Source organism: Glutamicibacter sp. BW80 (genome assembly GCF_002332385.1).
Taxonomy (GTDB): domain Bacteria; phylum Actinomycetota; class Actinomycetes; order Actinomycetales; family Micrococcaceae; genus Glutamicibacter.
Map to the genome: position 1 here is coordinate 91,546 of NZ_NRGV01000049.1, position 20,884 is coordinate 112,429.

Genomic DNA, 20,884 nt, shown 5'->3' on the forward strand with positions numbered 1-20,884 from the left:
GCCAACCATAGCGACACAACGCCAAACATAGGAACTTTACGCCGTGCATTTGAAGACTCTCACCGTTCGCGGATTCAAGTCTTTTGCCTCGGCAACCACCTTTGAATTCGAGCCCGGCGTCACCGCCGTGGTCGGCCCCAACGGATCAGGCAAGTCCAATGTGGTGGATGCACTGGCTTGGGTGATGGGGGAGCAAGGGGCCAAGACCCTGCGTGGCGGCAAGATGGAAGACGTCATCTTCGCAGGCACCTCCGGTCGTGCCCCCTTGGGCCGCGCCCACGTGTCGCTGACTATCGACAACGCCGACGGCAAGCTTCCCATCGATTATGCGGAAGTCACCATTTCGCGAACCCTCTTTCGCGCCGGCGGATCCGAATATGCCATCAATGGATCTTCGTGCAGACTGCTGGATATCCAAGAACTGCTCTCGGATTCCGGCCTGGGCCGTGAAATGCACGTCATTGTCGGCCAGGGCCAGCTGGATAGAATTTTGCACGCCACGGCCGAGGACCGCCGCGGTTTCATTGAAGAAGCCGCAGGCGTGCTCAAGCACCGCAGGCGCAAGGAGAAAACCCTCCGCAAGCTCCAGGGCATGCAGGGCAACCTGGACCGTCTTGAGGATTTGAACTCGGAGGTGCGCCGGCAACTGGCGCCGCTGGGACGCCAGGCAAAAATAGCGCGCCGTGCGCAGAGCGTGCAGCTCGATGTGCGTGATGCCAAGGCGAGGCTTCTCGCCGATGACCTGGTGTCGCTGAACAACAAGTTGGCTCAGGACATTGATGATGAGACCAAGATCCAAGCTCGCCAGCAAGAAACCAACCTCAAGCTGGAACATGTCAAGAAGCATGTGGCCAAGCTGACCGGCGAAATGGAACTACTGGCGCCACGGCTCGGCCTGATCAACGATTCATGGGTGGCGCTGACTACCCAGTCCGAACGATTCCGTTCCCTGGCCGCCTTGGCACGTGAACGCGGGAAGCTGTTGGAAGGCAACCAGGCGCACTTTGATTCGAGCCGCGACCCGGACCGGCTGGAATCCCAAGCGGAGCGCTTAGCCGAAGAGCTGGCAGAGCTCGAGGAATCGGTTGAAGACCGGCATGAAATCCTGGCCGAGGCAATCGAAGCCAAGGAATTGGCCGAGGAGCAATCGCGGGCCGAACAACAGCGGATGGCCGCGCTGCTGCGCGCGGCCGCCGACCGCCGCGAAGGCATGTCGCGCCTGGCGTCCCAAGTCGCCTCGGCGCGCAGCCGGGTGGATGTCACGCGGGCGGAGATTGCGCGCCTGGAAGACGGGTTGCGCTCCTTTGACGCGGATCTCGACGCGGACGCGAAGTCGCACGCCGAGCTTTCGGTGGAACTAGAGCATCGCCTGGCCAGGGAATCCGCGTTGAACGACGAATTCGACCGTGCGGAAAAGGAATACTCTCTGCACACCAGCGCGCAGTCCGAAGCCGCCACGCAGGAACGCGAACTCTCGGTCCAGATTTCCGGACTGAAGGCCCGCCTTGATGCATTGCAGCTCAACACCAAACGCGACGATCATTCCGAAAGAATCATCCAGCAGGCGCCGGAGGCGATCTTGGGCCGCCTCGGCGAGCTTATTTCGGTCACTCCCGGATATGAGCAGGCAATTTCTGCAATCCTTCGCGAATCGGCAGAATCCTTGGTCACCCGGGATCAAGACTCTGCGCTGCAACTGCTTGAGGCCATCGGCACGGACGAAGCCACGCATGCGAGCTTTGTCCATGCCTTGGCCACTCATACAAGCGTCCAGTCGCCAAGGTCTGCCGCGATCGCCGCCCGGGACGTCGTCGCTGCGGGACCGGAGATCGGCAATCTCCTGGACGCGCTGTTTGCGCACCACTACGTCGTGGAGGATCTCACCGAAGCCGCAGCGCTTCTTCAAATCGACCCACACGCTCAGTTCACCACCCTGGAAGGCACCACGGTCTCCGCGTTGCGAAGCTCCGTGGGCGACTCGGCCGGAGCATCACTCATTGCCCAACAGGCCCTGGTAGAGCAGACGGCCTCCGAGCTATCCACCGCCCAGCGAGAGCTGGAAGACTGCGAAGCCAGCCTGGCAGCCCGGGCCCCGGTGCTCTCCGAGGCGCAACTGGCTTACGAGGACGCCCAAGGTGCGCTGGCCGAGTCGGATGCCAGCATCGATGAGATCTCCAGCTACCTGGCCAAGCTGGGGCAGAAGCTTCGCACAGCGCGCACCGATAAAGACACCTTGCACCACCGGGTTCTGGCGACCCGGGAAAAGCTTGAACTCGAGCAAGAGTCCTTGGAAGAGATCACCGAACGCATGGAGATGGCTTCCGAAGACGAAGAGGAAGACGCCGTAGATGATGCCGGGCGGGCGGCCCTGGCGGATGCCGCCTCCTCGGCCCGCCAGCGCGAACTGGAAGCTCGCCTTGCCCTGCACAGCAGCGAGGAACGCGTCAGCGCCCTGCGCTCGCGCGTGGAGGGGCTGCGCCGGACCGCCGCAGCCGAGCGTACCCACCGCGAGGTGGCCGCCCGCCGTGCCGAGGAACGCCGGGCGCAAGCGGCCAATGCGCAACGCGTGGCACAAGCCGCCGAACGCGTCTTGCAGTTCATCGAGGTTTCGGTGGGCCTGGCGGCCCAGGAACGTGAAGAGCTGACCGGCAAGCAGCATGAGCTGGACCAGCTGCTCTCCAGCCAGCGGGCCGAAGCCGAGCAATTGACCGCGGAACTCGCCCGCCTTTCCGACGCGGTGCACCGCGACGAAATGGCGCGCGCCGAACTTCGCATGCGCATCGAGGCCCTGGAGAGCAAGTCCTTGGAAGATCTGGGACTCTCCCCGGATCACCTGATCGCCAACTTCGGCCCGGACCAGCTGATTCCCGAAGAAGCGGACCCCGATGACAAATGGGCCGAGCTTCGCCAAAACGTGGATGAAGAAGGCAATCTCCTCGGGACCAAGCCCTTTGACCGGGCGGAGCAGGAAAAACGGCTGAAAAAGGCCGTGCGGGACCTCGCGGCCCTAGGCAAGGTCAACCCGCTGGCGCTGGAGGAATTTGCGGCCCTGGAAGAGCGGCATAAATTCCTCAGCGGACAGCTGGAGGATCTGAAGAAGTCGCGAAGCGATCTGCAGCAGATCATCAAGGATGTAGACGCACATGTGGAACGCGTCTTCACCGAGGCCTATAACGACACCGCGGTGCAGTTCAAAAGAATCTTCGAACGCCTTTTCCCCGGGGGAGAGGGCCAGCTGGTGCTCACCGACCCGGAGAACATGCTCACCACCGGCATCGAGGTCGAGGCGCGCCCTGCGGGCAAGAAGATCAAGCGGCTCTCCCTGCTCTCCGGCGGCGAACGCTCGCTGACCGCCGTGGCGCTGCTGGTGGCGATCTTCAAGGCGCGCCCCTCGCCCTTCTATGTGATGGACGAGGTTGAGGCCGCGCTCGATGACGTGAATCTGGGGCGCCTGATCACCGTCTTCGAGGAGCTCCGGGAAGCGTCCCAGCTCATTGTTATCACGCACCAGAAGAAGACCATGGAAGTTGCCGACGCGCTCTACGGGGTGACCATGCGCGGGGACGGTGTCTCCACGGTGATTAGCCAGAAGCTCAGTAGAACAAAATAGAATTCAGGTCGGGCCCGCGTTACGCTGGCCCGACCTAAATCAGAAGGGGTTAGGCTTTCCGAGTCACCGGAATAGACTCTGGGCGCTGAGCACCCTTAAACACATTTTGGTAGCTATTTGGCAAGTGCCCTATATCGAGGGCACGTACGCCAAGATTAGCCAGCTTCGAGGCGAGGATTGTTCCGCTCGGTCCTAGTGCGATAAGAACCATGTCTGCGTTTATATCGCTCAGCGTCTCTGTTAAGCGAGGTAGATCTGTGTAAGCATCTACCGACTTAGAGAGGACCGTCTCGTGGCCAGCGAGGTTGTCGAAGAGCTCAGGGATCAATTCAAAGCGTGAATCGGCACCGGTAACAAAGACAACTTTTTTACCTTCCCAAACCTTTCGCCACAGGCGCACCGCTTCGTCTCCGAGAACGGAGAATGCTTGTGGTCGGGTCATGTGTGCATTGGCAAAAGACTGGGAAGAAAGGATTAGTTCCTTCAAATTTGGCCACAGTTCCTGGTACACACCTGACCAATGAGCATCTCGGAATAACTGCGGGAATCCAATCAGTAACTTGTCATTTTCGCTAGTGAACACTTCACGCAACGCGACTTGTAGATCCGGCGAATTGGCCTGAAAACGGAGATTAAAATCGCTCAGCTGCATCAGCCGAAATTCTCCGTCTCCAAATCGTGCCAGTGACTTATCTGTTGTCGCCAAGACATTGAGTGATTCTCTGAATGACATGACCTGACGGGAATGGAAAGTGGATACGGACTGCATGATATCTGACGTAGCAGATAGTCGAATTGTCTCTAATTCGCGTTTTTGTGACTTTAGTTCGCCGTGGAGCTGCCGAAGTATCTTCTCGATCTCCTTGGTATCAGTCATCGAGTTTTCAAGGGAAACAGGGATAGGTTTTCCATTGACCAATTTAACATTGAAAACACGGTCGGCAGCCTTTTTGAGTTTTTCTAACATGTAGATCCTCCGGAACTAGAAATCATGCAACCGATCGTGGTAGCAGTGGTCAATTCAAGTATTGCAGGGTCTGCCACGGTTCATTAACCGTTTGGCCTCGGTAAATACTTGGAACATGCAGTGAACCCAAGAAGTTGGAAGAACTTGGTCAAGGCACCATGCGGGGCATAATCAGGCCATTGGGCTAGTGCTAGACGGGTACGCGGATCAACCGGTTCGATACTCGTCACTGGCCAAGTCACGCGGATGTAGTGGGCTTCATACTAATTGCAACCGGAAGTTGTTAATTATAGGTGAAAGTGTCACCACCAAACCAGCGGAACAGCCACCGATGTGTTGATGCAGTCATCGTCCTGCGACGTAACACAAATAACTAACAATATTCCGAGGAATGTCGGCTCATCGCAGAGCTTGAAGCTGCACCCAGAGTGGTCGAGGATGTTCGGGCATTCTGGATATGTGAAAGGCTCGGAGGGAGCAACCCTCCGAGCCTTTCTGAACTATCTAGCCAAGATCGATCAGCAGATATTCTGCTGGCCATTTTTCTTATAGGCCACGGTCTCGTCCAGCACCACCGGGCCACCGAGCAAGACATTGGTCCAGCCCTTCATGGACCGCATGGCGCTGGCCACCGAAGACGGCATGCAGCTCTTCTTGGTCAGCAACAAGGGCGCATCATTGTAAGAAGCAATCACGGCGCCGGTGAGCCCGTCACGGAAATCGTCGGCCGTGGCCACAAACTGACGCTGTGAACCCTTGGGCCAGAAGGTCTTGGCAATCAGCGCACTGGTGTCATAGCGCGTGGCCCCCTCATAGCGAATCACCTTCGCGTTGGGAACCGCATTGCGTACCTGGCGTTCGGCCTTCGCGGAAATGGCGAGCGGTCCGCCGGCCAGATACACGCGAGTTGGCTTCAGGCGCTTGAGCTCGCGAATGGTTGCCGCCGGAACCGCGGCCTTCTTGGTCAGCAGCATCGGAGCCTCGCGTCCGGAAGCTACGGCTGCCAGCGACATTGCGTCTTCGAATCGCTCGCCGGTTGCCAGGAACACCTGGTTCGAAGTCTTCCAATTCTTGGAAATTAGGGCGCTGGTGTCGTAGAGATTGTTGCCCCATATTCGGGTCACCGGGCCATAGGCTTTAATCTTCTTGACGGTACTGTCGCTGATGGCAATCGGACCGCCCAAGACAATGATGTTCTTTGGCTTCAGCCGTTTCAGCTCGGCGGCCACCGAAGAGGGCAAAGAATTCTTCTGAGTCAAGAGCAGCGGCGCATTTTTCAACGAGGCAAGGGGCGATCCGGCGAGGGCGTCGGGGAAGCGTTCACCGGAGGTGATCACCACGGTGGAAGCCGAAGAAGGGAAGGTGCGCTTGGAAATCGCCACCGGAGTATCAAACCAGCGCTGTCCGTAAAGTCGTACGGGATCTAACCGGGTGGGCCAGACGTCCATATCGCCCAAGTAAGAGGTCACCATCTTGTATGGGGTGCTGCGCGTATTCTTCGCGAAATCCTTCAGCGAAGTCAGGTTGCCGTTCCACACATTGGCATCAACATTCTTTGAATTACCAATAAGGTTTGAGTTTGACGAATACTGCCATACGTTGAAGGTCTTCCAGCCTTCGGGAAGTTCGCGTGGATTCTTGGTCGAGGTATCTGAAGTCGGGAACACTGAGACGTGCAGCGGCCAGGACTTGAAGGCCTCGGAATCGCCGGTGCATTTATCCCACCAGGACTGGGCGGTGTAGATCATCGGCAGGCGTCCGGTGCTCGCCTTGATGGTGCTGCCAAAGCTCTTGATCCAGTTCACTGTCTGGGCCGGAGTCATGCCGTAGCACATATCGCCCTTGCCCTGCGGGTAGGCCTTGGCCGAGTACGGGTTCCATTCGATGTCCAGCAATGGAGGCATGGTCTTGCCGTCGGCAGACCATCCGCCACCATTGGCCAGGAACTCCTTGGCTTGGGCTGCGCCGGAAGAGTGGGCCGGCATGGCGAAGTGGTAGGCGCCGCGGATGACTCCTGCGTTGCGCGAAGCGGCATAGTTCGCATTGAACTTTGGATCTTTGAAGAGGGAGGAAGGCCATGACTGGGTGGCCTTGATGTAGCCGAAGCGCGCGCCATTCTTATAGGCCTGCGTCCAGTCGACGGTCCCTTGGTGGTGGGAGACATCGATTCCCAACGTTCCCGGCGGGCGCCAGGTGCGCAACTCTTCGAGCGACCCCGGCACCGCGAGGTCCAGCTCTTCCTTCTGCCCGGTTTCGTCGGCGACCTCTTGCGCTAGGTCGGCGAGCTCTGCCAGCGTCGGAGCGGTTGGGTCTCCGGACTCATCGATACGCTTCTGGCCTTGGCCCATGGTCGCGTCGATGAAGTCTTCGCCGAGGGCATCCATGGCAAGGTCGGCCAGCGAAATACGTTCTTCGGCCGAAAGTTCGGTGCTTTTGGCCAAACCGTCTTCGATGGCCTTGGCCGCGGACCCGGCAAGGCTCGGGGTGCTCGCTGGCGTCGAAGGTTCGGTGCTCGTCGGCTTAGCGGAGACGCTCGGCGAGGGCGTGGGGGAGGGCGATACGGCAGGGGCGGTTTCTACGGCAGGTTGAGCCACGGCTGGTGCTGTGGCGGCCAGCGGCAAAACCAGTGCCGCCCCCAGGGATAATGCAAGCAGGCGTGAGCCTGCCCAACGGTGTTCAGGCATAAAGACTCCTGTAGGGAATGCGAGTGCGTAAGCGGTGATTCCCCCCAGTCTATAAAATCGGCAAACAAAAGTCGCCCTGTTCCGCGCGCGGAAACGGGAAACATCAGTTATTTGCCTTGATTTGCGTTCTCCGTATCGACGGCCACCGGGCGAATGGTTTTGGGAACCAGCAGCCACGCGACCACGCCGATGAGGCAAGCGGCTCCCGAGGCGCTCAACGCCACCTGGTAGCTGATGGCGTCCGCCATGGCCCCGGCGATCAGCGGGCCGATAATGGCTCCGAGGTCCGTGAACATCTGGAATCCGGCCAGTGCCTTGCCCCCGTTGCGTCCCGAGCCAATGACATCTGCCACGGCCGCCTGCTGGGCTGGGCCCAAGATGCCGCCGCCAAAACCGGCCAAGACCGAAAGGATGATGAACCCGGCCAGCGAGGTGAAGTATCCCATGGCCACAATGGAACCGAGCAGCACCGTCATGCCCACCAGGATCGGGATTTTTCGTCCGATACGATCCGTGAGCTTGCCCGAGAAGGTCAGCGCGATTCCGTTGCCGACGGCAAAGATGGCCAGCGAGATGCCGGCGACCTTCGGGCCGAGGTCCTCGCCGAAGACCGCCAGCGCGAAGAGCGGAATCATGCTGGTGCGAATGCCAAAAGCCAGCCATCCATAGCTGAAGCCCGAGGCCAGGGCCGCCCGGTAGGCCGGAGAGCTCAGCGCTTCGCGGGTGGTGACCACCTCCACCGCCGAGGCGGCGCCGTTCCTGGCCGGATCCTTGTCCAGGTCACGCCGGCGTCCCAGCGCGAAATAGACGACGGCCGCGGCGATCACCAGGGCGGTGCCGTAGATGACGAAGGGGATGCGCATGCCAAAGGGGGCCAAGAGGCTGCCGAGCACCGGGCCGATCACGTTGCCGAGCAAGAAAGAACCGGCATACATGCCGGAGATCCGGCCGCGCGATTCCTGCGGTGCCAGACGGGCAATGAGCGCCATCGCCGAGATGGTGAACATGGTGGAGCCGAAGCCGCCGAGCCCACGCGCGATCAGCAACTGCGTGTAATCCTGGACGACCGCGCACAGCAGCGTGGAGACCGCAACCAGCAGCACGCCGGTGACATAGATGCGCGGTTCGCCCAGCTTGCCCACCAGCACGCCCGCGACCGGTGCGAAGATCAGCCGGGTAAAGGCAAAGATGCTGACGATCACGCTGGCGGCGGCTGCGCCGACATCAAAGCTCACCGCATACTGCGGCAAGATCGGTGCAATGAGCCCGAAGCCCAAGGCAATGATGAAGGCTGCGACCAAGAGGATCCCGATTTCACGGGGGATTGGCGGACGTGGCTTAGTCGATCGTAGACGTGGCATGGTGACCGGTTCCAAACTGTCATCGCGACAGCGTGGCGAGACCTTTCTTGAGGACAATGAAAACTGCTGGCGGTAAGGCCACAGCAAGTCTATGCCGTCTTGGCGAGCCGGCGTTCAACTGGTGACCGAACACTCGTGCGGGTCCTAAGCGCATCGGCTTGGCAAGACTATGAGAGAATTTCACTCGTGACCGATCAGCTATTATTTACCATTATCATTGTCGCGGTCATCGCCGTGGTGGCCATTGGTGTCATCGCGTTCGTGGCCAAGGGGCGCAAGCCCAAGACTCCGTACACTTCCGAGCGCGACGCAGACGATACGCCAACCAGCGCGTCCTCAGCCGAGCCAGGCGATATCCCGGCAGACGGGCAGAGCCCAGCTGGCGCAGTACTGACCGAAGAACCTCCCGTTGAGCCGGCGGCTCCCGCCGCCCGGGCACTGGATGTTCCGGAGCCGGTGCAGGGACGTCTGGCGCGCTTGCGCGCTCGCCTGACCAAGTCGAACAACATGTTCTCCAAGGGCCTGCTGGCCCTGCTCAGCCAGGACTCGATTGATGAGGACGTCTGGGAAGAGATTGAAGAGACCCTGCTGCTGGCGGATCTCGGCACCGAACCAGCCCTCGAACTCGTGGACGCCCTGCGCGAGCGAGTGAAGGTTGAAGGCAGCCGCGACCCGCAGCGGGTGAAGGCAATGCTCCGTGAAGAGCTGCTCAAGCTGGTGGACCCCTCTCTGGACCGCAGCTACCTGCCTGCCCCGCATCCGGACCGGCCAAGCATCATCATGGTGGTTGGCGTCAACGGGGTGGGCAAGACGACCACCATCGGCAAGCTCGCCCGCGTGCTGGTTGCCGAGGACAAGGACGTTCTGCTCGGAGCGGCGGATACCTTCCGTGCCGCAGCCGCCGAGCAGCTGGCTACCTGGGGTGACCGGGTGGGCGTGCCCACCGTGCGTTCGGAGATCGACGGCGCGGATCCGGCATCCGTAGCCTTCGAAGCGGTCTCGGCCGGCATCGACCAGGAAGTCGACATCGTCATGATCGACACCGCCGGGCGCCTGCAGAACAAGGTCGGCCTGATGGACGAACTTGGCAAGATCAAGCGCGTGGTCGAGAAGAAGGCAACCATCGACGAGGTGCTGCTCGTCTTGGACGCCACCACCGGGCAGAACGGCTTGGCCCAGGCCAAGGTGTTCTCCGAGGTCGTCAACGTCAATGGCATCGTGCTGACCAAGCTTGACGGCACCGCCAAGGGCGGCATCGTCGTGGCCATCCAGCGACAGCTCGGTGTTCCGGTGAAGCTCGTGGGTCTGGGCGAGGGCCCGGATGATCTGGCGCCGTTTGATCCAGAAGCATTCGTGGACGCGCTGCTCGAAGGCTAATCTTCGAAATCCGGCAAGAGGCACCTGGCCCTGTACTTCGGTACAGCGCCAGGTGCCTCTTGCATTAACCGGCTTTGGCCTCTTCAATAAGAACTTAAAGCTATAAGTGTTGTACTAATGGGTTCAGAGGTCTATCATCGAAGGCCACAGGTCCGGTGCAACCTCAGCTGGCGTAGCCGGACAACTTGGACTCCCGCAATGGCGCGGGGATCAGAGGAACAACTCATGGCACCTGAACACCTAAAACCCCGCAACGCCCTGACGGTGTGGGTGACATTGTGCGCCATGCTGGCCTTTGGGCTGACCGCACCGGCCACCGCGCCCCAACGAATTCTGGGCTCGAGGCACAGAATATTCGCGTAGCGAGCGGTGCTTTCGACCCCGAAAATGCGCCACCTTCCAAATACATTAAACGAGTCACCGAGACGCGAACCACGGTCAACCTGAACCTGCGCTCCCAGCCGACCACGAATTCCACCTCCTACGGGGTGATGAGCAAGGGAACTGTCGTCACGCTGACCGGCAAGAAAGACGGTGCGTGGAGCCAGCTGAAATGGGGATCCAGGACCGGATGGGCTGCCAGCCAATATCTGGAAACACGCACCTATACCAAGGACGAATCGGTGCGGTACATGACCTCATTCACCCAGATCTTCGCGGAAGCAAATGACAACCGTGCGATTGACGGGGTTAATTTCCGCACCCAGGTCAGCCTGCTCAACGTCAGCGGTTCGTGGTCGCAAATCAAAACGGCCTACTACTACGGCTGGGTGCCATCCTCCAAGGTCACCAAGGTGCGCCCCGCCAAAGCGTACCGCTACGTCTACAAGAGCGGCCCAATCTACTCCCATCAGGACAAGAGCAACTCGAGGGTCGTTGGCCGCATCCACCACTCCGAAAAATACGAATATCGGCGCTGGGACTCCGCAAACCGGCGCGATGAAATCCTGGTCGGCGGCAAATGGGTTTGGAGTTCGGTGACTGACAGGCCGTATGTCTCGCCGCAGTACCGCTACGCACAGGAAAACGGAAGCACCTACAACAAGGCCGATAAATCCAGCGACACCTAAGTCGGAACCATCTCGCGCGGCACCAAGGTGCGTTGGGGCGCCTGGAGCTCGGCAAACCGCCGGGACGAGATCCTGCACAACGGCCGCTGGGTCTGGACCGGGGTCACCAACCGCATGAAGCCTCCCGGATATATCCCGGATACCATTTCCGTTTCGCCTTACGGGCGTTTTGGCTCCAAGAATGCTCCCTTGCGCAAGACCCCGCGCAGTGACCCGTATGACAGCATCCTGACTACTCTGAAAAAGGGGGATAAGGTCACTATCACCGGCAAGGCCGAAGGCGGTTGGGTCAGGGTGAACTAGGGCAGCCGCACCGGCTACGTCAAAGAATCCTATGACCTCCGCCAAGATGGACCGTACTCGATTGCCGTGTACGGCACGCTTCGCACCGGACAGTCGGCCTACAACTTGATGGCGGGATTCCAGCAGAAGGTGATGGATCAGCGCTTTGCACGGTCTTCGCTGTATCAACTGTGGAACGCCAACTGGACCTTCCTGACCAACGGCAGTGGAACGGTGGTCAACGAACAGTTCCAATACTCCGACTCGCGCGGACCGGAGATGCTCCGAAAGCTGGACATCTACGAGAGCCAACTGAAGTACAACGGCAAGCCGATGTATACCAGGCAGCGGGTCGGCATGACAGACGGTTCGCAGTCGTGGACTTATAAGACCACGAGCGAATCCGAGAAGGTCGTGAAGAACTCGGGCCGGTATATTTCTTCCGGCGATTTCCTCAAGCGCTCCTAGCCAGGATCATCACCCTGCCGCCCGCCGGCGGCTCAAGCGGAAAGGCCGCACCATGAACACGAACAAACGGGTTATCGGGCTCACCACCGGTGCATTGCTCGCCGCCGGCGCGGTCACCGGCGCCGTGGTCATGGCCAACGCCAACGACGGCCCTCCGGCGCAGGCCAGCGATACCGCGGAACAGCAGATTGCAGATGTAGCAGCCACCGATCCGCAGACCGGGGCGAAGGTCTATGTGGATTCCGAAGCACAGGTGGTCAAGAAACTTGGCGAGGCTGGAAAACTCACCGTCGAAGGCGAGCGAGCGCCTTCGTTCGAAATCACGGTCAGGAAGGTGCAGGCCTTGGAGAGTTGCCAACTTCGCGGGTTCGGCCAACAGCTCGAACCCGAAAACGGCACCTTTCTGCTGCTCGACATCAGCGCAACCCTCGATGCCTCCGCAGCAGCCGCGGTGGATGAGGACATTGCCTTGATGCCGCTGGACGCGTCGGTCTTTGGGGTATCGCAGGGGGAGAACGAGAACATCACCTATGACCTGGATACCATTGCATCCTATTCATGCGAGGTGCCGAACGCCTTGGATATTGCGGTCGGAGCCGGGGATACGGTCACCGGTCAGTTGATGCTCGATTCGCCGTTCAGCTCAGGCCAGGTGATCTACGATCCGGAGAAAACCGGCGGTTGGACCTGGGGATTCTAGCCAGCAACGGATGCCGGTGCTGCCGGGAATGCTTGCGCACCCCCGAATCCTTTTGCCCGCAATTACCGAATTTTGCTGAGCCTTGGGTCACAATGCCATCGATGCAGATGGGCAACAACCCCCTTGAATGCACCGATGGGTAGGGAAGTTTATATATAGATGCAGATCAAGCCGCTCCCGCGTCAAGCTAAGATTAGGTAACTGTTCAGTCTTTGTTCAGCTTAGATCGATAGACATGAAAAGTAGGCCTCGATTATTCGAGGCCGTTTCTACGTTGGCAAGCCGCGCTTACCCCGTCTTGCCTTGCGAACCTATCCCCGGACAAAGGATCCCGCCGCACGTGAGCCTGCAGCAAACCAAGACTGTCGCGTCCGCGCCACAACCCAAACCGGCGGTTTTCCGTGGGGACATCCAAGGGCTGCGTGCCATCGCGGTGGGAATCGTGGTGCTCTATCACTTCTGGCCCACCGCACTGCCCGGCGGATTTGTCGGGGTCGACGTCTTCTTCGTGATCTCCGGATTCTTGATCACCACGCACCTGATCAAACGCCCACCGCAGAACATCAAGGACGTAGCGCAATTCTGGATGCGCCGCGTCAAGCGCCTGCTGCCCGCCTCATTTCTGGTGATCCTCAGTGCCCTCGTCGGAGTTTGGCTGCTGGCACCGATCACCCTCTGGCAGGACTGGGGATTCCAGGCCATCGCGGCCACCTTCTATTTCCAGAACTGGTACCTGGCCACCTCCAAGGTCGACTATCTCGCCGAGGCGGATTCTCCAAGCCCCTTCCAGCACTTCTGGTCCCTCTCGGGCGAAGAGCAGTTCTATCTGGTCTGGCCGATTCTCATTGGTGCGCTGATCATGGCGGCCGTGCGTTTGGGATGGAACCGGCGCAACGTTGCCTTGGCCGGCGTCGGGCTGATCTTCGCCTTGTCCCTGGGGTATTCCATGTACGCTACGGCCAATGATGCGGGCACCGCCTACTTCTCGACCTTCACCCGTGCATGGGAATTTGCCGCAGGCGCGTTGGTCGCTGCGTTGGGCAAGCGAGCCTACGCCGCAAAGAATAGCGTGCTGAGTATGCTGGCCACCTGGGTGGGGTTAGCGGCCATCGTGTTCAGTGCGCTGAGCTTCGACGGCGAGATGCCTTTCCCCGGATACATTGCACTGATTCCGGTCCTTGGCACCGCTCTGCTGCTGCTAGCTCATTCGACACACAAGTGGTCTCCGAACAAGTTGCTGGCAAACCGCTTCATGGGTTTCTTCGGCGATAATTCCTACGCCATCTACCTGTGGCACTGGCCGATACTGATCCTTGCCCCCTACGTGGTGGCAGATTTTGGAGTGGCGGCCCAGCTCGGTGCGCTGGCTCTGACCTTGGTGCTGTCGGTGCTCACGCAGAAGCTCGTGGAAGTCCGCTTCCGCAAGTTCATCGAGGTATCCAAGCATTTCAGCGCTCCGCGCTTCTTGCTTGCAGGCTCCGCGACCTTGGCCTTGGCCGCCGGCGCGTTCTATTCGATGAGCGGCGCCATCATGGAGGAGTCCAAGGACATCACCGCGTCGGTCAAGCGGGTTAGCGCCCAAGTCGGCGTCGATTGCTTTGCGTCCAACGGGCTGACGGATGATTGCGTGGCCAAAAAGGGCATTCCGGACAGATATCAGCAATTAGCTCCGGCGCCCATCATGGCCAAGGAGGACAAGCCCGATATCTACAAGGACGACTGCTTCGCCGGCCAAGGTGACAACTACTCCGAGCGTCCCGTGTGCAGCTTCGGCGAAGGGAAAATCAAGGTTGCTCTCGTCGGCAACTCGCATGCTGGGCAGTGGGTGCCTGCATTGAAGTCCATTGCAGAAAAGCGCGGTTGGGCGCTGGACACCTACCTGATCAGCCGCTGCGCCGTGATGGGCGAGCCGCAGGACTATGACGAGCAAGCCTCCATCGAGGGCTGCACCGAGTACGCCGGGTGGGTCACCGGCGAGATCGAGAAAAAGGACTACGACCTAGTCATCTCATCGAGCCGGCAGTCGCTGCCGGTGCTCGGGCAAGATCTGGAAGGATCCGCAGAGCCAGCGAAAAAGGCATTTGAAAAGACCCTGCGTGAGTGGGAGGACACCGGAGCGCAGGTCGCGGTCATCCGAGATACCCCATTCCCCGGAAGCACCATGGATAACCTGCCCGATTGCGTAGCCGAAAATGAGCAACGCTTGGGCGAATGCAGCGGTGCGGCCGAAGAATGGATTCCCATGGATCCACAGGTCGATGCGGTGAATTCTCTGGACGATCCGAATATCGTCTCGCTGAGCATGAATGACAAATTCTGCCGGGACGAGATGTGCCACGGCGTTGTTGGCGGGGTGATCGCCTTTTGGGATCACTCTCATCTGTCGCAGACCATGGCCGCGCACCTGGCCAAACCACTGGATGCCCGACTGAAATCGGCGCTCGACAACGACAAGCTGTTCGCCTCGTCCTAAGGGTAAATGCAACCCAGCGCCTTGCCGGTACGGTTCGGCGACAAGCAATCGAATAAAGCTGTGGGGCACGTTTCGTCGACGAAACGTGCCCCACAGCTATGCCGCGCCCAGGGCTTGCCCACTGGCTCTGTTGCGAGCCGGCCGCGTAGGAGTTTGGCAAGTGAACTGCTTGCAAGGATGAACAAATTACAAACAATCGATAAAAAGCTTGCGGGGCATCGCCGGGCTATCTATGCTCGGGATCGTGGCGGATTCCGGTAGGTAATCGATAGCTGGAAAATCAGTTCCTTGGTGGGCGATGGGTGGAGAGTGCTGTCCAATGCGCAAGCAACCTAGACTCGGCCAACGATTCATGGCAATCGTTGGCTTCCTCGCGTTGGCGGCGCCGCTGTCGCTGGCCCCGCCGGCGCATGGCGTAGCGCCGGCCGACTCCGTACCGGTTCAAGTCGCCGGGCAGGAATCGGCGCAAGCAGCACCGGTGACGGACCGGAAGAAAGCCGGCGCGGCCAGCACCACGGTGAACCTGAAGCTGCGCGAGCGACCCGAGACTAGTTCCGCATCCCTGGGCACCATGGCCAAGGGAACCGTCGTGAGCCTCACCGGCAAAGTGCAGGGCAACTGGAGCCAGCTCAGCTGGGGATCCAAGACCGGTTGGTCTGCCACCCGGTACCTGAACACCGGCGGCGAAGCCAAGCAGGAGCCCCAAAGCCTGTTGCGCGGCAATCCGGCGTCCACGCAATATCGCTACGTGCAGCAAAGCGGCGCCACCTACTCGCACTGGGATCCGAAGAAATCCACGGTCCTCGGGCGCATCCACCTCGGTGAAAGGTACGAGGTGCGCCGCTGGGCTGCCAGCAGCCGGCGCGACGAAATCCTGGTCGATGGCCAATGGGTTTGGACCGCGGTGACGGACCGCCAACGAGTGGACCTGCAATACCGGTATGCGCAAAGCACCGGTCCGGTCTACACCGCAAGCGGCAAGGCCACCGGAACCATCCGCCGCGGGACCAAGGTCCAGTACGGGGCTTGGAATTCCAAGACCCGCAGAGACGAAATCAAGCTCAACGGCCGCTGGGCCTGGGCCGGGGTCACCAACCGGACGGCACCGCGAACCGAATACCGCTACGCCCAGAAAAACGGGAACCTCTACGACCGCGCGGATCAAACGCAGGATAAGAAGATCGGCACCATCGGGCGCGGAACCAGGGTCCAGTGGGCGACCTGGAACGCCGCAAACCGCCGCGACGAGGTCAAGGTCAACGGCAAATGGGTCTGGACCGACGTGACCAACCGCCACAAACCCGCAGGCACGCTCCCGCCGGTCAGCAACGTTTCCGACTACGCCCGCTTCACCACAAAATCGCTGTCCCTGCTCAAGGATCCCAGCTACAAGGCAGCATCCGTAGGCCACGCCAACAAGGGAATGAAGGTCATCGTCACCCACAAGGCCGAGGGCGGTTGGGTCAAGATCAAGGTGGGTTCGCTTTCCGGCTTCATCAAGGAAAAGGACAACCTGCGCCTGCATGGGCCCTATCCGGTGGCGGTCTACGGGACGCTGCGCACGGGCCAATCCGCCTATAACGTCATGGGTGGATTCCAGCAGAAGGCGATGAATCAGCGATTCTCCCGGTCATCGCTCTACCAGCTCTGGAACCGGAACTGGACGTTTTTGACCAACGGACCCAAGACGGTGGTGGCCGAACAGTTCCAGTATTCGGATGCCAGGGGACCGGGCATGCTCAGAAAACTGGATATCTACGAAATCCAGCTGCGCTACCAGGGCAGGCCCATGTACACGCGGCAAAACGTGCGACTGACCGATGGCTCGCAGTCCTGGACCTATAAGACGACCGCCTTCTCCGAAAAAGTTGTCAAGAATTCGGGCCGATACATCTCCTCCGGCGACTTCTTGAAGCGTTCCTAGGCGCAGGCCAATACCTCATGAGCATCCCGGCGAAGTGGAAACTGGAGAACCCAATGATTGACCGCAGGAATCCCAAAAAACTAGCGTTCGCCGCCGCGACGGCACTGATCGCGCTGGGCGCCGCGGGCCTGACCGGGTGCGCTTCCACGGCCGAAGCCGAGACGACCGGAGACGAGCTGGCGGAGCAACTAGCCGATGTGGCGAAAACCGATCCGCAGACCGGGGAAAAGGTCATGGTCGATTCCCAGGCCCAGGTCGTCAAGGCCCTGGGCGAAGCGGGGAAGCTGACCGTTGCGGGGGAAACCCAACCCTCATTCGAGATCACCGTGCACAGCGTGGAGGTTTTGGACTCCTGCATCCTGCGCGGCTACGGGGAAAGGATCACGCCGGAAAACGGTGCCTTCCTGCTGCTCGAGGTCAGCGCCAGCCTTGCCGCCTCGGCCGCGGAGGCCGTCGCAGAAGAGATTGCGCTGATGCCGCTGGACGCCTCGGTCTTCGGCACCTCACCCGGGGCTAACCGTGCGGTGTCCTACGACACGGACACGATCGCCGCCTACTCCTGCGAGGTGGATGGTGCGCTGGATATCGCGGTGGGTGCCGGTGACCAGGTGCGCGGCAAGCTGGTGCTGGACGTCCCCGATGCCTCCGGGCAGGTGATTTACGATCCGGAGAAAACCGGAGGCTGGACCTGGAACTACTAGCGAAGCGGCGCTGCGCGCACCGCGCTTGCGAAGGATCGGTTGCCGCTGATCTCCCTGCGCATCTAGATTCCCTCCGGAATTGGGCATACCCTTGAGTCCTGCAAGGAATTCGTGCTTTGGGGGGACCGAATTTTTGTGAATCGCCGTCATCATGCAACCCACTTTTTGCCCAGGCGCAAAATTGTCCAGCGAAGAAAATCGTTGGCTGTCTGGAGCACTTCCGCGCTGTCCGCGGTCACCCTCACCGGCGCGTTGGCCTGGCCGCTGCTCGCGCTGCCGTCCGAAAACCGCTCCGGAACGAGCGCAACGGCACTGGCTGCGCTGGATGGCGGAACCCTGGAGAGCTACCCGATAGCGGTCAGCGAGTATGCGCCGCTGGCGGCCTTCGGGGGATCGGGCAAGGAATTGGCCATCGACGGGCGTCCCGTTGACCTGCCGCTGCTGGTCCCCGATGAGTTGGGTGCACCGTCCGGCCCCGCGGCGGCCATCGGCCAGAACCCGCCGCGAGGTTCGGAAGGCTCCGCGCAGCGGGCATTGCTGCTCGGGACGGTGGGCTCCGTGGGCCAGCTGCCGGGCAACCTGCAGCTCATGCATCCGGTGGCCACCCGGCGCATCTCAAGCCCCTACGGGTGGCGGGCCAACCCCACCGGGGCCGGCCACCAGATCCATATCGGACAGGACTACCCCATTGCCTGCGGCTCACCGGTGCACGCCAGCGAGTCGGGCACCGTGAGCGTCTCGCGCTGGGCCGGGCATTCGGGGATGCGCGTGACACTCGACCACGGGCACAGTGTGCAAACCGGCTACAGCCACAATTCGAAGCTGCTGGTCGCCGTCGGGCAGCGGGTGCAGCAAGGCGAGGTGATCGCCTTGTCCGGAACCACCGGCAATTCAACCGGCTGCCACGTGCACTTCGAGGTGCTGGTCAACGGCCGCTGGAGCGACCCGAGGTTGTATCTGCCGCGGATCCCAGGCCAGGGGCCGGCGCTGATCGACTCGACGCGGCTGACGGTGGACGCGCGGAGCGCGCCCAAAGGCCAGCCTGAGCGCCCTTCGAAGAAGGAGCAGAATCCGGACGTGGTCGTTCCGCAGGACGACACCCCGGCGGTGCCGGACCCCACACCGAAGAAGACACCTGCGCCCACGGAAAAGCCGAAGACTGAACCTACGGAAAAGCCCTCGGCCTCGCCCACGGAAAAGCCGAAGACCGAACCTACGGCAAAGCCCTCGGCCTCGCCTACGGCAAAGCCCTCGAAATCTCCGACCCCCGATCCTTCGCCGGCGCCTTCGAAGTCTCCCTCGGCCAAGCCCTCGCCCAGCCAGAGCGACGAGCCGGAGCCGAGCGAAAGCCCCAGCGGCTCGCCAACCTTGGCGCCTTCGGCTACGCCGACGCCGAGCACGTCGCCCGAACCCAGCACGGCGCCGACGGCGCCGCAGCCGCCGAGCAATTCGTCCACGCCAACCAGCGCACCGACCGCGAGCACCAAGCCGATCCAGTCCCCGGAACCGTCCCCGGACGCCCCGCTCGGCCCCAGCGCCAGCGCAACGCCGCCCAAGCTGCCCGAGCCCAGCGCCAAGGTGCCCCCGGAATCGGAAGAACCAAAGGAGCCAAGCTCCTCGGCCCAAGAGAAATCGACCAAGCCGCCGGAGGCCGAAGCCACCGGTGAATCACCTGGCCTCAGCGCGAACTTCCCCCGGCCTGCGACGGGGCGTTCGGCCCGCGCCTGAACGCGGAGACCGTCGGCTCCCCAGGCAGCCAGAAGCGCCACGGGAATTCGGGGCCACCGGCGCTGCCCGCCACCCCGACCCGCGGACCGCTGGATATCTGCCCGGGAGGCTGCGGGGGATCGCTCAGCCGGAACGGGGCGGCGAATAGATCACGGCCATCGTGCTCGGGGCGCGTAACTCCCAGCGCTTGGGCCAGATTCCCGGGCCCGCGGGCCAGCTGGGCATCCTTGATGGTCCTGCCGGCTCTCCGCGCACGCCGGCGGGTTCGTGCCAGATCCGCGCCTTCGACTACCTCGCCTGCCCTGAGCAGCACTCCCGAGGCTATGCCTGCCGGGGAGCAGACGAAGTTGATTGCAAAATGCATTCCGTAGCTGAAATACACGTACGCGTGCCCGGGGCCCAGGAACATCGAAGAGTTTCGCTCGGTGCGTCGATCCCTGGAATGGCTGCCCGGGTCATAGGGGCCGGCGCTGCCCAGGCCCATATAGGCTTCGACCTCGGTGATGCGCAGGGACACGGTCCCCTCGGGCGAATCCACCGAGAATAGCGTCCCGAGCAGCCGCGGTGCGACCTGCAGCGCATCTGGGATGAAAAGATCTCGGTCCATCATCCAAGTATGCCAAGCACCGCTTAACTGTCGGTAGTTGATGTGATGATGCCTGTTACCGGACGCATGGGGCGTCCGGTGACTCGCCCCAAGGAATGGATCACAATGAAAAAGCTCATGGCCGTTCCGGCCATTTTCCTCGCCCTGCTGTTTGCCCTGACCGCCTGCGGAGTTTCAGTTGAGGAATTCGAAGCGGTCCAGGCTTCCTCCGCCTCGCTGGATAGCGAAAAGCAGGAACTCCAAGCGCAGCTCGAGGCCGTCAGCGCCGAGCTGGACGCTGTGGAAGCCGAAGCGAAGAAACTGCGTGAAGCCGACGAGCAGCGCCAAGCCGAGGCGAAAGCCGAAGATGAACGCAAGGCCAAGGAAAAGGCCGAGAAGGAAGCGGAGAAAGCCAAGCAGGAAGCGGCCAAAAAGGCGGAAAAGGAGAAGGCCAACAAGGCCAAGAAGATCTCCAAGCGTGAACTGGCGCAGATCGTGAAGAAGCCGGACTCTTATGTAGATAAGAACGTCATTATCTATGCCCGTGTCACGCAATTCGATGCGGCCACCGGGCTGTGTTCCTTCCGGGCCAACGTCGCCCACGCACATGTGGGCAAGTACGACTTCGAGCACAATTCATACTTCACGGCCGGTGACGGGATCACCGACTGCTCCATCCTCGATGATGTGCTGGCCGAGGACATAGTTCAGCTCACCGCCACAGTCTCCGGAGCGCTCAGCTACGATACGCAGATCGGAGGGTCCACCACCGTCCCTCAGTTCCAGGTCGTCAAGATCAAACGGCTCTGAGCGACGCAAGAATTCATTTCTCGGCCCGGCAGCCGCCACGCGTGGATGCCAGGCCGAACTGCGCGCAAAAGAACTGCGAAACCTGCCGGAAACACCGAAGAGAACAAACCGTCACGCTAACCGGTGAAATGTCACATCCCCGA

General features: G+C 61.0%; 15 protein-coding genes. 11 read left to right on the forward strand and 4 right to left on the reverse strand.

The annotated features are described in order from the left end of the window. Positions 1 to 43 precede the first annotated feature (43 nt). Positions 44 to 3,610: a chromosome segregation protein SMC gene (gene smc, locus CIK76_RS13165; protein ID WP_096287182.1), complete on the forward strand. Its 3,567-nt coding sequence runs from the start codon at positions 44 to 46 to the stop codon at positions 3,608 to 3,610. A gap of 49 nt (positions 3,611 to 3,659) precedes the next feature. Here smc and CIK76_RS13170 read toward each other — a convergent pair whose 3' ends face one another. The 3 genes from CIK76_RS13170 to CIK76_RS13180 form a co-directional block, all read right to left on the reverse strand. Next, positions 3,660 to 4,577, reverse strand: a complete 918-nt coding sequence (locus CIK76_RS13170) for a GT-D fold domain-containing glycosyltransferase (protein WP_096287184.1) — start codon at positions 4,575 to 4,577, stop codon at positions 3,660 to 3,662. Between the two features lie 518 nt (positions 4,578 to 5,095). Continuing rightward, positions 5,096 to 7,261, reverse strand: coding sequence for a cell wall-binding repeat-containing protein (locus CIK76_RS13175; RefSeq protein ID WP_096287186.1), 2,166 nt, complete (start codon positions 7,259 to 7,261; stop codon positions 5,096 to 5,098). Between the two features lie 107 nt (positions 7,262 to 7,368). Next, on the reverse strand, positions 7,369 to 8,622 hold the full coding sequence (locus CIK76_RS13180) for an MFS transporter (protein WP_176484210.1): 1,254 nt from the start codon (positions 8,620 to 8,622) through the stop codon (positions 7,369 to 7,371). 186 nt (positions 8,623 to 8,808) lie between these two features. Between CIK76_RS13180 and ftsY the strand changes: the two genes are divergently transcribed. The 9 genes from ftsY to CIK76_RS13225 all read left to right on the forward strand — a co-directional run bounded on the left by ftsY (position 8,809) and on the right by CIK76_RS13225 (position 19,345). Next, entirely contained in the window at positions 8,809 to 9,999 is a 1,191-nt protein-coding gene (ftsY, locus tag CIK76_RS13185) for a signal recognition particle-docking protein FtsY (protein ID WP_096287188.1), read from the forward strand. Positions 10,000 to 10,277: 278 nt separating this feature from the next. Next, positions 10,278 to 11,069 carry an SH3 domain-containing protein gene (locus CIK76_RS13190; RefSeq protein WP_217990391.1) on the forward strand — a complete coding sequence of 264 codons (792 nt, stop codon included), beginning with the start codon at positions 10,278 to 10,280 and terminating at the stop codon, positions 11,067 to 11,069. A 27-nt stretch (positions 11,070 to 11,096) separates the two neighbouring features. Beyond that, a complete protein-coding gene (locus tag CIK76_RS13195; RefSeq protein ID WP_096287192.1) occupies positions 11,097 to 11,372 on the forward strand; it encodes an SH3 domain-containing protein in 276 nt (91 codons plus the stop codon). A gap of 66 nt (positions 11,373 to 11,438) precedes the next feature. Next, positions 11,439 to 11,819, forward strand: a complete 381-nt coding sequence (locus CIK76_RS13200; RefSeq protein ID WP_096287194.1) for a gamma-glutamylcyclotransferase — start codon at positions 11,439 to 11,441, stop codon at positions 11,817 to 11,819. A gap of 52 nt (positions 11,820 to 11,871) precedes the next feature. Continuing rightward, complete coding sequence (locus CIK76_RS13205; RefSeq protein WP_096287196.1) at positions 11,872 to 12,519, forward strand: hypothetical protein; 648 nt, start codon at positions 11,872 to 11,874, stop codon at positions 12,517 to 12,519. 340 nt (positions 12,520 to 12,859) lie between these two features. Beyond that, positions 12,860 to 14,992, forward strand: coding sequence for an acyltransferase family protein (locus CIK76_RS13210; RefSeq protein WP_176484211.1), 2,133 nt, complete (start codon positions 12,860 to 12,862; stop codon positions 14,990 to 14,992). Between the two features lie 352 nt (positions 14,993 to 15,344). After that, positions 15,345 to 16,916 carry an SH3 domain-containing protein gene (locus tag CIK76_RS13215; RefSeq protein ID WP_217990392.1) on the forward strand — a complete coding sequence of 524 codons (1,572 nt, stop codon included), beginning with the start codon at positions 15,345 to 15,347 and terminating at the stop codon, positions 16,914 to 16,916. 17 nt (positions 16,917 to 16,933) lie between these two features. Then, positions 16,934 to 17,617, forward strand: coding sequence for a hypothetical protein (locus CIK76_RS13220; protein WP_096287202.1), 684 nt, complete (start codon positions 16,934 to 16,936; stop codon positions 17,615 to 17,617). A gap of 201 nt (positions 17,618 to 17,818) precedes the next feature. Continuing rightward, positions 17,819 to 19,345, forward strand: coding sequence for a M23 family metallopeptidase (locus CIK76_RS13225; RefSeq protein ID WP_096287204.1), 1,527 nt, complete (start codon positions 17,819 to 17,821; stop codon positions 19,343 to 19,345). On the opposite strand, the gene CIK76_RS13230 is transcribed toward CIK76_RS13225, so the two are convergent. Further along, positions 19,296 to 19,952 (reverse strand): DNA-3-methyladenine glycosylase, encoded by a 657-nt coding sequence (locus CIK76_RS13230; RefSeq protein WP_176484213.1) that lies wholly within the window; start codon positions 19,950 to 19,952, stop codon positions 19,296 to 19,298. The two genes, CIK76_RS13225 and CIK76_RS13230, sit on opposite strands and share 50 nt — an antisense overlap. Positions 19,953 to 20,057: 105 nt before the next feature. Between CIK76_RS13230 and CIK76_RS13235 the strand changes: the two genes are divergently transcribed. Next, positions 20,058 to 20,741 (forward strand): hypothetical protein, encoded by a 684-nt coding sequence (locus CIK76_RS13235; RefSeq protein ID WP_096287208.1) that lies wholly within the window; start codon positions 20,058 to 20,060, stop codon positions 20,739 to 20,741. Positions 20,742 to 20,884 lie beyond the last annotated feature (143 nt).

Bases quoted from the DNA above. Each gene is read 5' to 3' on its own strand.
- CIK76_RS13180 (WP_176484210.1), bottom strand. From the start codon at position 8,622: ATGCCACGTCTACGATCGACTAAGCCACGTCCGCCAATCCCCCGTGAA.
- CIK76_RS13215 (WP_217990392.1), top strand. From the start codon at position 15,345: ATGGCAATCGTTGGCTTCCTCGCGTTGGCGGCGCCGCTGTCGCTGGCC.
- CIK76_RS13230 (WP_176484213.1), bottom strand. From the start codon at position 19,952: ATGGACCGAGATCTTTTCATCCCAGATGCGCTGCAGGTCGCACCGCGG.
- CIK76_RS13170 (WP_096287184.1), bottom strand. From the start codon at position 4,577: ATGTTAGAAAAACTCAAAAAGGCTGCCGACCGTGTTTTCAATGTTAAA.
- CIK76_RS13220 (WP_096287202.1), top strand. From the start codon at position 16,934: ATGAGCATCCCGGCGAAGTGGAAACTGGAGAACCCAATGATTGACCGC.
- CIK76_RS13235 (WP_096287208.1), top strand. From the start codon at position 20,058: ATGAAAAAGCTCATGGCCGTTCCGGCCATTTTCCTCGCCCTGCTGTTT.
- CIK76_RS13175 (WP_096287186.1), bottom strand. From the start codon at position 7,261: ATGCCTGAACACCGTTGGGCAGGCTCACGCCTGCTTGCATTATCCCTG.
- CIK76_RS13205 (WP_096287196.1), top strand. From the start codon at position 11,872: ATGAACACGAACAAACGGGTTATCGGGCTCACCACCGGTGCATTGCTC.